General features: G+C 51.1%; 10 protein-coding genes. 2 read left to right on the forward strand and 8 right to left on the reverse strand.

Annotation, left to right across the window (positions count from 1 at the left end; translation table 11 throughout):
• Positions 1-93: 93 nt before the first annotated feature.
• The 4 genes from TY10_RS25175 to ftsE form a co-directional block, all read right to left on the reverse strand.
• The gene (locus TY10_RS25175) at positions 94-1,548 is read right to left on the reverse strand and encodes a S41 family peptidase (protein WP_042169966.1); all 1,455 of its coding nucleotides are present in this window, start codon (positions 1,546-1,548) and stop codon (positions 94-96) included.
• Between the two features lie 182 nt (positions 1,549-1,730).
• Positions 1,731-2,903 (reverse strand): murein hydrolase activator EnvC family protein, encoded by a 1,173-nt coding sequence (locus TY10_RS25180; protein ID WP_238328013.1) that lies wholly within the window; start codon positions 2,901-2,903, stop codon positions 1,731-1,733.
• Between the two features lie 12 nt (positions 2,904-2,915).
• Positions 2,916-3,833 (reverse strand): permease-like cell division protein FtsX, encoded by a 918-nt coding sequence (gene ftsX, locus TY10_RS25185; protein WP_042169970.1) that lies wholly within the window; start codon positions 3,831-3,833, stop codon positions 2,916-2,918.
• On the reverse strand, positions 3,823-4,509 hold the full coding sequence (gene ftsE, locus TY10_RS25190) for a cell division ATP-binding protein FtsE (protein WP_042169972.1): 687 nt from the start codon (positions 4,507-4,509) through the stop codon (positions 3,823-3,825). Before ftsE ends, ftsX begins: the two co-directional genes overlap by 11 nt.
• Positions 4,510-4,825: 316 nt before the next feature.
• Between ftsE and TY10_RS25195 the strand changes: the two genes are divergently transcribed.
• Positions 4,826-6,253, forward strand: a complete 1,428-nt coding sequence (locus tag TY10_RS25195; RefSeq protein ID WP_042169974.1) for a VanW family protein — start codon at positions 4,826-4,828, stop codon at positions 6,251-6,253.
• 920 nt (positions 6,254-7,173) lie between these two features.
• Here TY10_RS25195 and TY10_RS25200 read toward each other — a convergent pair.
• The 4 genes from TY10_RS25200 to TY10_RS25215 all read right to left on the reverse strand — a co-directional run bounded on the left by TY10_RS25200 (position 7,174) and on the right by TY10_RS25215 (position 10,914).
• Positions 7,174-7,416, reverse strand: coding sequence for a hypothetical protein (locus tag TY10_RS25200; protein WP_042169977.1), 243 nt, complete (start codon positions 7,414-7,416; stop codon positions 7,174-7,176).
• A 97-nt stretch (positions 7,417-7,513) separates the two neighbouring features.
• The gene (locus TY10_RS25205) at positions 7,514-8,632 is read right to left on the reverse strand and encodes a PD40 domain-containing protein (RefSeq protein WP_042169979.1); all 1,119 of its coding nucleotides are present in this window, start codon (positions 8,630-8,632) and stop codon (positions 7,514-7,516) included.
• Positions 8,633-8,740: 108 nt separating this feature from the next.
• Positions 8,741-10,222: a sensor histidine kinase gene (locus tag TY10_RS25210; protein WP_042169983.1), complete on the reverse strand. Its 1,482-nt coding sequence runs from the start codon at positions 10,220-10,222 to the stop codon at positions 8,741-8,743.
• Positions 10,219-10,914, reverse strand: coding sequence for a response regulator transcription factor (locus TY10_RS25215; RefSeq protein WP_042170022.1), 696 nt, complete (start codon positions 10,912-10,914; stop codon positions 10,219-10,221). The genes TY10_RS25210 and TY10_RS25215 overlap by 4 nt, the downstream gene beginning before the upstream one ends.
• A 240-nt stretch (positions 10,915-11,154) precedes the next feature.
• Between TY10_RS25215 and TY10_RS25220 the strand changes: the two genes are divergently transcribed.
• Positions 11,155-11,997 carry an SDR family oxidoreductase gene (locus TY10_RS25220; protein ID WP_042169986.1) on the forward strand — a complete coding sequence of 281 codons (843 nt, stop codon included), beginning with the start codon at positions 11,155-11,157 and terminating at the stop codon, positions 11,995-11,997.
• The last annotated feature ends 15 nt before the right edge of the window (positions 11,998-12,012 follow it).

Below are 12,012 nucleotides of genomic sequence, written 5' to 3' on the forward strand. Positions count from 1 at the left end.
AAACTATGTAATCTGCAAAACCTGTGCCGCCAAAAATAAAAGGCTGACTCCGACTAACCAGAGCCAACCTATTATTCATTCGACACGGCCCGGTTATTTCCTGCCGGCCGCTTGGATTGCTTCTTTCATTTGGAGATCATGACCTTCGTCCTGCAGCCACTTGATAACAGCCCGCTCCAAAGCTTCAGCTGTTTTCGCGTCCACCTCTCCGGTCGAAGATAGACCGGCGTCGCTTTGGAAGCTTTTCACCGCTTGAACCGTCTCATCGCTAAAGTAACCGTCCTTGCGCGCCGGATCATACCCCAAGCCGCTCAGCATAACCTGTACGCTGCGCACCTGCTCCCCGATCGTATCTTTGCGCAGCGGTTCAGCTAATGACAGTCTAGCTGCACTGTATAATGCCGGAGGCTGTACTTCAATATCCGGCTTGATCCCCTTTTCATGAATCCAGTTGCCGTCCGGCGTCAGCCATTTCGCAATCGTCATCTTCACCAAGCTTCCGTCTCCAAGCGACTTATTGTAGCTCACTTGGACGGTCCCTTTGCCGAACGTCGTCTCTCCAACGAGCACGGCGTTTGCGCGTTCTTTCAACGCGCCAGCCAAAATCTCAGATGCGCTTGCGCTCCCTTTGTTCATCAGGACGACGAGCGGATAGTTTTTCGCTATGCCATCCTTCGATTTGGACGCATCCCGCTTCCCGTCCCGGTCCTCGACCTGTACGATCGTCTCGTCTTTCGGCACAAAGGATTGCGCAATGTCCACAACGACAGGCAAAACGCCGCCCGGGTTGTTGCGCACATCAATAACTAGACCCTTCAGTCCATTACTTTCCTCAAGACGGGCAAGCTCCTCCTTGAAGCGTTCTGCCGTATTCCAAGAGAACTGACGAATCTCTATAATTCCGATTCCGTCGTCGCGCTTCTTGGCATACACCGTCTCGACGTCAATATCGTCGCGAACCAGAATAAGCTCGATCGGCTCGGAAAAGCCGCTTCTCATAATATTCAGCTTCGCTTTCGATCCCTTCGGCCCGCGAATCTTTCCTACGGCCTCATTCAGGCTCAAGCCATCCAGCTTTTCTCCGTTAACTGACACCACAACATCTTTAGCCATCAGACCGGCGCGCTCTGCAGGAGAGCCTTTGATCGGGGATACGATCATAATCCGCCCCTTGTCCATCGTTACTTCCGCACCTATGCCTGTGAACGAGCCTTCAATCGTCTCCGAAAAATGCTGCGCAACATCCTTCTCCATATACACGGAATAAGGATCGTTTAATGCGGTCATCATGCCCCGTACCGCGCCGTCCACCAGTTTATTCCGGTCCGTTTCATGAACATATTTCGTCTCGATCAGATCGAGCACCGTATTCATTTTGGACAACTCTTCTTTGGAGAAGCCCTTTCCTTCGGATGCGGCTGCCGAAACAGCAGGCCGTTTCCCCGCATCCCGCAGCATTTGCTGGTCCGCCCAGGTCAATGTAATCGCCATTGTGGCAATCATCGTCAACAGGACGAATGCGACTACGGTACGTCCTCTAAATTGCACCTCGACACCACCTTTGCCATGATGGCCGCAGTACGCATAATCGCACATACAGGCCATGCGTCAAATTTCGCTAACCACACTAGTATATGACAAGCCGTCCATCTTTATTGATAAAATCAGCTTTTCACTTTTCAACAGCTGAAAAATAAGGCAGCCGTTAGGCTGCCTCATTACTGATCCGATTATTTCAAATATCCGCTCGGATTAACAGGAGTCTGATCCTTGCGCACTTCAAAGTGAAGATGAGGCCCTGTCGAGATGCCGGTATTGCCGCTTTCCGCGATTTTCTGGCCGCGTTTGACCGTATCGCCCTTGCTTACCAGCAAGCCGTTGTTTTTAATATGGCCGTAAAGCGTCCACAGACCGTTGCCATGATCGATAATGATGCAGTTGCCATAGCCGCTCCACACTTGCGAGACGATAACAACGCCGCCCTCAGCCGCGTAGATCGGAGTCCCTTGCGGTACGGCAAAGTCCATTCCGGCATGCAGCTTTTTCTTGCCCGTTACCGGATGAATCCGATAACCGAAGTTGGAGCTTACGCGGTAGTTATCGCGAATCGGCATCGCTAGCTTACCGCCGCTGTATGGGGTTTTAATTTTTTTCTTTTCTTTCTCCAAATCGGAAACCTTCTTCGCCAGTGCAATCAGCAGCGCTTCCTGCTCCTCGCTGATTTCATCCAGTTCCTCGATCTTTTTGTTATAGTTAGCGATCAAAACTTCCTTCTGCTCTTCCTTCTTCTTCAGCTCCGACTTATAAGTCTGAAGCTTGGCGTAGGATACTTTAACTTCATCCAAAGCTTTCGCAACTTTATCTTGCTTTTCAATAACGAGAGCCTTGTCTTTTTTATGCTGCTCCAAAATGTTGCGGTCCTGGCTCAAAATCGATTGCAGCGAATCGAATCGATCGAGAAAATCCATAAAACTGGTAGAGCTCAGCAAAACATCCAGGTACGAGACGAACCCATTCTCATACATCAATCGAAGACGCTGTTGAAGCAGCTGATCGCGGGATTCCACGCGCTGCTCCGCTTCCACCAGATCCTCGCCAGCCTGCTGAAGCTCCTCTTCCTTATCATCCACCTGCGTCTGCACACGAACCAGATTAACCGTCACCGTGTCGAGCTCTTTCATAATCGTCTCGATCGATTTCTGTGCATCGGCTTTCTGTCCGTTAATGTTAGCCTTCTGCTGTTCCGCAGAAGCTGCGTTTTTCTCCGCTTGATCGATCTGTTTTTTCGCGGCAGCGAGATCCTTATTGATTTTATCGATAGAGGAAGCGGCGTAACCGCCTACAGGCTGCAACATAAAAACCGTCAGCATCGTTATGACAATAAGCAGTTTTTTTCCTTTCACCCGAGCGGTCACCTACACTTTCAAATATTTTCGAACCGAAATTGTACTTCCCCAAATGCCGAGCAGCGTACCCAGACCGATTAGCAGCACACTCACCTGCAAACCGCATTCCTCAACCGGCACCAGCTTCAGCAGCATCAGTCCCATATCTACTTTTGTCAATCGTACCAGCTCCGAATAGGAGAACAGTACAGCCGCAGTCGTTATGACCGAAGAGACGACGCCGATAATTGCGCCTTCAATGAAGAACGGCCAGCGAATAAAAGCATTGGTCGCGCCTACCAGCTTCATAATGCCGATTTCCCGCCTGCGGGCGACAATCGTCATTTTGATCATATTGGAGATCAAAAACATCGCCGTGACACCTAGCCCGATTACGATTACGAGACCGATATTACGAACCGCATTCGTTATTTTGAACAGCGTCTCAATGGTGCCTTGTCCATATTTCACTTTGGTAATCGGCTTCATATCATCCGACTTGTTGATTTCATTAATTTGCGCGGCAGCCGCTTCGATCGTTTGCGGATCGAACACTTCTACAGTAAAGGAATCAGGCAGCGGATTACTCTCCTTGTCGTAGCCGTCAAGCAGATCATCGCCGTCCTGGCCCAAGTTTTCACGCAGCAGCTCCAGCCCCTCTTCTTTGGAGACGAAAGTTACCTTGCTGACTTCTGTCATGCGGCCGATCTTATTCTGCAGCTCATTCTTCTTCTCTTGATCGATATCTGTCTGCAAATAAACGCGGATCTGAACCTGGCTCTCGAAGTCCGCCGCCAAGCTGTTGATGTTGAGCGCAACGATGAGAAATACGCCAAGCAGGAACAAGGAGATAAACATGGAGCTCATAGAGGCAAAGGACATCCATCCATTGCGGAGTATGCTTTTTAAGCCTTCGCGAATATGGCGAATCAGGGTGCTAAATCTCATAGCCGTACTCCCCTCTTGCCTCATCACGAGCGATGTTGCCGTCCTCGATAGCGATTACGCGTTTACGCATCGTATTGACGATTTCTTTGTTGTGCGTAGCCATCAGGATCGTCGCACCGCGGAAATTGATCTCTTCCAGCAGGTTCATAATGCCCCAAGATGTCTCGGGGTCGAGGTTGCCAGTAGGCTCATCCGCTACGATAACGGACGGATTGTTCACAATCGCACGAGCGATGGCCACACGCTGCTGCTCGCCGCCGGACAGCTGGGCCGGGAGACTGGCGTGCTTATGCTTCAAGCCGACCAGATCCAGCACCTCCATCGTCCGCTTCTTAATGATGCGGCGCGGCGCTTCGATCACTTCCATCGCGAAGGCGACATTTTCATAAACGCTAAGCTTGGGGAGAAGTCTGAAATCCTGGAAAATGACGCCGATATTGCGGCGGACGTACGGAATTTTACGTGGCTTCAGCTTCCCGATATTAAATCCGTTGACGGAAATTTGCCCTTTGGTTGGCACTTCCTCCCGGTAAATAAGTTTCATAAATGTTGATTTGCCGGCGCCTGACGGTCCGACCAGGTATACGAATTCATTACGATCTATGCGTACGGACACACCTTTGAGAGCATGTGTGCCGTCTTTGTAGGTCTTCCATATGTCTTGCATCTCTATCACAAAAGTCACATCCTGTTTTTTATATAAAGGAACGGTCGATTACGGAGTAAGGGACGAGGTTGTGCGACACAACTCTCAACTTGCCAGCGTTACTAATTCGACAGGGATAGTCTAATTCCTCCACAATGGGGATTTTTCCCTCATATTTTCACAATTCTCATAAAGTAATTTGGGCTTTGAGCAAGGGAAAAAAGAGCTATTTTCGACAAGGTATTTCGCGGATTGTCCGCTTTAAGAATGACAAGAATGGGCCGGCCGCTGCATATATATGAAATATTGTCATTGTGGGACAGGAAGAAGGGTGGGTGGTCAAGGAATGAAGAAAATGCATGTTGGTCTGATTATTATTTTTTCGCTGCTGCTCATCGCCTCGGTTGCTTGGGGAGGAATCTGGTACTATGCTCAGCAGAACACTGTACCGGATGAGGTCACGGCCGGCGGCATCTCCATAGGCGGCATGGGTATTAACGAAGCGCTGGAACTGCTCGATCAATACGAGAACACGCTGGAGCAGCGTACGGTGAAGGTAGAAGCCAACGGAGAGACGGCGGACAGCAAGCAATGGGCAGTGACGCAGATCGGCTACAATGCCGAATGGGTTGGCGTGCGGAATGATTTGGAGCAGCTGCGGCAGGGCAGCGTCTGGGAACGCGCCAAGTACCGCTACCATTTTCCGAAGCAATATGAGCTTGCACAAACCTTTGACCGGGCGGTTTTTGAGGATCTGGTCAACAAGCAGTGGGGCTGGATTGATAAGAGTGAGCCTAAGGATGCTACCCGAACGATTACCAACAAAGATGAGGTCATCTATACGCCGCATGTCGATGCGTTTCGGATTGACGTCGCCGCGTTAGCTGATGAGGTCAGCTCATGGATTATTGTGCCTGTGGAGGAGCTAGGAAAAGCGCCGGATTCTTCGCTTAATGCGAAGCTGCCCGTTGGGGTATTGCATCCAAAAGTGACGTTGGAGCAATTGAAGGATGAAGGTATCGAACGGAAAATTTTCGAGTATACGACCGATTTCCGAACGAGTGCTTCAGGACGCGCCTACAATGTAACGGCTGCGGCTAACGCTTTGAACGACTGGCATCTCGCGCCTGGAGAAATTTTCTCTTACGGCAAAGTCATCAAGCTGGCGGAGGAAAAATACGGATTCAAGGAAGCTCCCGTCATTCAGAACGGCAAGCTGGTTCCCGGTATCGGCGGCGGCATTTGCCAAGTATCCAGCACCTTGTACAATACGATCATTCGTACCGGCATCGAAATTGTAGAGCGCCGCAACCACTCGCTGCCGGTCGCATACTTGCCCAAGGGTCAAGATGCAACGTTCGCGACCGGCGCAATTGATTTCCGATTCAAAAACTCGACAGGCAAGCATCTTATTATCCGCACCAGCGTTGAGGGGCAAAAGCTGACGGTGAAGCTGTTCGGCACGATGCCGGAGGATATCCGTTACGATATCGAATCCATGACCGTGAAGGAGCTGCCTGCTACGGTGCAGCAAGTCACTGACAAATCACTGAAGCCGGGCCAACGTGTCGTCATTCAACAGGGACGCAGCGGTACTGTCGTCGAGACTTACCGCAGCCTCATTCAAGACGGCAAGACGGTATCTCGCGAGCGCATCACCCGCGACACGTACCGCGCTCAGCCGACGATCGTGCACGTCGGTCCAGGCAGCAACGCGCCTTCCGCGACGCCAACGCCGAAGTCATCCGAGCAAATCGTCGAGGACGGGATTTGAGAGGCGGGGACGCTGTAACTTAGGGAATCTTCGCCTAAAGTAGCTGGGGGACCGTTATGTAAGTAACCTTCAACTAGCGTAGCTGAGGGACCGTTACCTAAGTAACCTTCAACTAGCGTAACTGGGCGCTGGCTCCTAAGTAACCCCCTACTAGCGAAGCAGGTTCGCTCTCTAACGAACCTGCTTTCGCTATTCCGCCTCATCCCCGCCTTTGCACGGCCTACAGCGAACTAATTTTCGCTATCCGCGAAGCTAGGTTCACCAACTGCGAAAATCGGTTCGCTGTTCTGGGCCACGACCTCAACTAGCGACTCTCGAGCGAACTTACCTTCGCTAATTTGCGAAGGTGATTCGCTATTGATTTATTTACTCTTGGTTGAGGAAGCAGATTCGCTCTCTAACGCACGTACTTTCGCTATTGCGCCACATTCCAGCCTATTTACGACCTACAACTAACCAACTTTCGTTCTTCTGTCCAGTGCGCCCAACCAGCCTAACCTCGAACGAGCCTACATGCTCTACTTAGAGAAGATGGTTCGTTGTACACCCAGTTACTAATGGTTAACGAAGCAGGTTCGCTCTCTAACGAACCTGCTTTCGCTATTCCGCCTCATCCCCGCCTTTGCACGGCCTACACCGAACGAATTTTCGCTATCCGCGAAGCTAGGTTCACCAACTGCGAAAATCAGTTCGCTATTCTGGGCAGCGGCCCCAACTAGCCAATCTGAAGCGAACTTACCTTCGCTCTTTAGCGAAATCGTTTCGCTGTAGTTCCACTCACTCCCGATTAACGAAGCACCTTCGCTCTCTAACGAACCTGATTTGGCAATTCTCCCTCACCGCCTCCAAAACTCAACACAAACAAAAACAGCCCCTTTCGCAACGGAAAGGGGCTGTTCTATCCTACCATGAAAACCAGCTTAAGCAATGGTGTGGGTCTTCGCCCGCTTGAAAAAGGATAAACACGCAGCGGATGCATGGCGTCTCAAGAGCTTCGTCTGATCGGCCTCGCCTTCGAAAAACTGATCGTCGCGCCAAATCCGGCACAACGCCTCCTTAGCCGCACCATGGGCCAAAATTTCGCTGTCCAGCAATGCATAGCAAAACCTGTAACACATCTCTTCCAGTTCTCTCAGACGCTTGATCCGCTGCGTTTTATCCATTTCCTTCACCCCGCCTCTCTACAAAAGTTTGATTGGATTGTTCTGGTTCCCTTTGTTAGACAAATACTGCATGGAAAAAGTTCATTATTATTTGAAATTAGTTCAAAGAAATGATCGATGTTCGGAATTGATCTTCTTTAAACGTAGAAGTGACCAGCTTCTTGCCCGTTGCATCCCAGTTCAGCGTATCAGCCGCTTGTTCGACAAGCACCGACGTCGTCTCGCCCGTCAACGCATCCGCAACGAAAATCCCGTTGTCTCCGCCATTCTCGGAAGTCAGGCTGTAGGCCAGCTTCGTACCGTCAGGCGACCAGCGTGTTCCGAAAATTTGCGTAGCCTTCGTAATTTTGAGCAGCGTCTTGCCCTTCTGATCCACAACCGATAGCTCACGCATCGTTTCCGACGTCTTTTTCACCATGGCCAGCTGCTTCATATCCGGGGATGGAATGATCCATTCCACGCCATCGGCAATCTTCTCCGGCTTTGCACCTTCCTCCAGGGACTGGAAGTAGAGCTCCATCTGGTCGCCGCCAGCTACATAATAGATACCGCCATTCCCCATCGCTGCTGTGAGAATAAATCCGTTAGCCTGTGCAATCGTCTTGAGGCTGCCATTCGTGTCCGCCAAGAGCATTTTGCCTGACAATGTGGTGAAAAAAACATGGCTGTTGTCGATCCATTGTCCGGAACTGGGATCAATAGGCTCTTTACCGAGCATGACTGACTGCTTCGTCTCCAGGTTCAGAATGCGGCCAAATGCAGTTGCTTCTTCTGTCATTTTGTAGAACAAATATTTGCCGTCCGGCGACACTTCAGAGAATCCTTGATTTTCCGAAGCCGGAGCCAGCGCGTCAGCCGTCTTCGTCTGCAGATCGTATAGGTAAATGTTGTTAGGCTGAACCTTTTCCCCTTCACCCTGAATCGGCTCAACATCCTTATTCGGACGGCTGATGACCAGCTTGCCGTCGCCGATAAAATTCATACCGCGCGCATTATCAATCGTTGCGATTCCGCTAACCGTGAGCTTTGTGTTTTTCTGCACCGGTTCATTAATAACGGTAATGGTCTTATCCGGCTTGTTAACCGTCTCGCGTCCCGAAGGTCCTCCAAGCTCTTTGCCCGTTCCGCTGGAGCAAGCGGAAGCCAGCATGACAAAGCAGCTAAGCACCACCGTTCCCGCTATCCATTTGCTGTTTCTTTTCCTATTTGCTTTCATTATGTTAAGGCCCCTCTCGTCGGTATAGCTGTATCGTACACAACTAATGTTTCGCCGCCGTCTCCAGTTGTTTCCGATATGTTTCAACCGTGTAAAACAATTGCATCCTCACGCCTCATTCCGAAACATTGGAAAGGTGATACGAAACACAGTTCCGCCTCCCGCAGCCGGGAACAGCCCGATTACTCCGCCCTGCGCCTCTGTCAATTGCTTCACCAGCGACAATCCTAACCCCGTCCCTCCTGAACGGCGGGCACGATCCTTGTTGACGGTGAAGAACGGTTCAAATATTTTATCCCGGGCTTCCGCCGGAATGCCGATGCCCGTATCCTCCAACGTAACGATTACCTGGCCATCCTCATCCGCTTCTGTACGAATGACAATTCGTCCGCCCGGCAAATTGTATTTAATAGCGTTGTCCAACAGGTTGATGAAAATATGAATCAGGTTTTCGCGGTCTGCCCATACGACAGAGGGTTTAAGTATCGTTTCGATTGTCAAATCGAACTTCGCGGCCTTGCCGCGCATTCGTCCCGAAAGATCGAGCAGCAGCTCATCTAATGCGACCGGCTCCGCTTGATGTTCAAAATCATATTTTTCCAGCTCCGCCAGATGCAGCACCTTATCCACCATCTCATAAAGCCGCTCCGACTCTTTGTCCATGCTGTCGATCGCTTCCTCCGTCAGCTTTGGATCATCCCGGTACATGCCGAGTAAATCGATATATGCGCGAATGGCGGTCAATGGTGTTTTAAATTCATGGCTGATATTGCCGATGAATTGCTTTTGCTGGCGCTCCAGCTCCTGAAGCTTCCGAATTGCCAGCTCAAGCTTGCGCTGCTCCTCTTGCATACCTGCGATATTAGCTTCAATCGAGCCGCTCATATAGTAAATGTCGTTGCCCAAGTCGCCAAGCTCATCGCGCCGGCGTACCGGTGTACGCTTCAGGTAATGCCCTTCCCTAATTTCTCTCGATGCACGGCGCAGCTTGGAAATAACGGCGGCCAGCCGGTAAAAGTAGCCATACCCGATCAAAAAGCCGGCTGCGAGCACGATTAACCCCGCTGTGCGGAATAAATCACGAATTTCCTTCACGAAATGAAGCTCGCGCCCCGTCGAATAATGCATCCGGAGTACGCCGAGCACGCCGCCGTCATCGCTCCGAATGGGGGCAAAATAGACAACAGAATCACCCGCCGTCTGATAGGCGATGCTCCCTTTCAAGGCATATTCCAGCGTATCACTATAATCGGGCAAGCTCGGTATCGTTAGTGAGCTGCCTGTCTCCTTGCCGCTGGCATCGTAAAGCGCCGTTGGCAAGCCGCTAAGCATCGCAAGGTAAAGCGACAGCCGTTTGCCGTTCTGCGACATAAACGTCGCTGCCGGCAGCCGCTCCTCGCCGGTAATATAATTTTGCCGTACATATTGAGCAGCTACCTGGCTCTGCTTAGCCAATGCCTCTTCCATCCGCTGCTGCTGATTTAGCGTGATGCCCCGCAGCACAAGCTCGCTCAGTACTCCGACGGTCAAAATCAACAGGATGGCCAGCACCAGGCTCATTTTCAGCTTCAGACTAAATCGAAATCTCATGCCCGTTCTCCAGATGCTTTATAGCCGATGCCGTAAACCGTCTGGAGCAGCTGCTGCTGTTGATCGCCAAGCTTTTTACGCAGCCGCTGAATATGAATATCGACGGTCCGCGTTCCTCCTGCATACTCTATTCCCCAGACCAGCTCAAGCAGCTCTTCGCGCGTGTAGACGCGCTCGGGGTGTCCGAGCAGCAGCACGGCCAAATCGAATTCCTTCGGCGTCAGCTCGATGAGTTCACCATGCGCATGCAGCGTCCGCTGCAGAACTCCGATTCTCACCCCGCCCAGCTCAATCAACGCCGCTTTCTCTGGCTCTTCTGCTGCACTCTTCTCTACCCGCCTCGCCAGTGCCTTCACTCTCGCTGTCAGCTCGCGCAGATCAAACGGCTTGGTCATATAATCATCGGCTCCAAGCTCCAGACCAAGCACCTTATCGACGATGTCATTTTTAACCGTTAGCAGAATGATTCCGATGCCTTTACGGTTTTCCAGCCGGCGGCAGACGTCATAGCCATTCATACGGGGCATCATGACGTCCAGTACAATGACATGCGGCCGGAAGGAAGCTGCCTTCGCCAGCGCCTCCTCCCCATCGTATGCCGTCTCCACGATATAACCCTCCCGCCGAAAGGCGTAGGCGATTGCATTCACAATGCTCGCCTCGTCATCCACCACCAGCAGCCGATGCTCCACCCTAGCCACACCACGCTTTCTCTATTCATCCATTAAATAACCATATGGTTCCTATTTTAAACAAAGAATATATGCGAACCATCTCCAACTTGTTTCCAACTTGTAAACAAATCGCCCGTTTCACCACTAGCGTCCAACAACGGACATCCGTTGCGAAAAGCAATGCCATGTGTTTAGAATGCTCTATTTCAGGATAATACCAAATACAAAGCTTAAATTTGGAAAAGGAGGCTCATCCTCATGTCCAATGAGAATAATGATTTCAATTCTACAACCGCAAACCCTGCTCCGGACTGCACTAAAAGGCTTCAAGGCACAACTGCGCTCATTACTGGAGCAGCTTCCGGCATCGGCAGGGCCGCCGCGATTCGTTTTGCTCAGGAAGGAGCTGATCTCGTGCTTCTCGACCTGCACAGCGACACACTTGCTGGTGTAAATTCGCTTACAGAGCATTATGGTGTGCGCTGCCTGCCTATTGAAACCGATATCTCCTGCGAGGAGCAAGTTGCTGCCGCATTTAGACAAGCACAGGAGTCATTCGGACAATTGGACAGTGTCTTCGCCAATGCGGGCATCAATGGCGTCATTACACCTATTGAGCATATGGAGTTGAATGACTGGAGCCGGACGATCGGAACGAATCTGACCGGCACTTTCCTTACCGTGAAGCACGCAATCCCGCTCATGAAAAATAAAGGCGGCAGTATCATCATTACTAGCTCCATCAACGGAAACCGCGTGTTTTCCAATATTGGATTCAGCGCCTACAGCAGCTCCAAAGCGGCGGAGACGGCTTTTGCCCAAATGGCGGCTCTGGAGCTTGCTGACTACCGCATCCGCGTCAACGCGATTTGCCCAGGGGCAATCGATACAAATATCGGCCAAAGCACGGAAAAGACGCCGGAGCTTGAAGAGGTCACGATACCGGTAGAATACCCCGAGGGTAATCACCCGCTTGAAAAAGCGCCAGGCAGTCCAATGCAAGTGGCGAACCTCGCTCTCTTTCTCGCTTCCAGCGAATCCAGCCATATTACAGGGACGACTGTCTATATCGACGGAGCGGAATCTCTATTGCGCGGATAACGTAAAAAGAAGCCT

Origin of the sequence: Paenibacillus gorillae (assembly GCF_000513275.1) — a bacterium.
GTDB classification, from domain to species: domain Bacteria; phylum Bacillota; class Bacilli; order Paenibacillales; family Paenibacillaceae; genus Pristimantibacillus; species Pristimantibacillus gorillae.

What these genes read in the sequence shown, in the direction of transcription:
- ftsX (WP_042169970.1), bottom strand. Translation starts at nt 3,833, where the DNA reads ATGAGATTTAGCACCCTGATTCGCCATATTCGCGAAGGCTTAAAAAGC.
- TY10_RS25205 (WP_042169979.1), bottom strand. Translation starts at nt 8,632, where the DNA reads ATGAAAGCAAATAGGAAAAGAAACAGCAAATGGATAGCGGGAACGGTG.
- TY10_RS25195 (WP_042169974.1), top strand. Translation starts at nt 4,826, where the DNA reads ATGAAGAAAATGCATGTTGGTCTGATTATTATTTTTTCGCTGCTGCTC.
- TY10_RS25210 (WP_042169983.1), bottom strand. Translation starts at nt 10,222, where the DNA reads ATGAGATTTCGATTTAGTCTGAAGCTGAAAATGAGCCTGGTGCTGGCC.
- TY10_RS25220 (WP_042169986.1), top strand. Translation starts at nt 11,155, where the DNA reads ATGTCCAATGAGAATAATGATTTCAATTCTACAACCGCAAACCCTGCT.
- TY10_RS25200 (WP_042169977.1), bottom strand. Translation starts at nt 7,416, where the DNA reads ATGGATAAAACGCAGCGGATCAAGCGTCTGAGAGAACTGGAAGAGATG.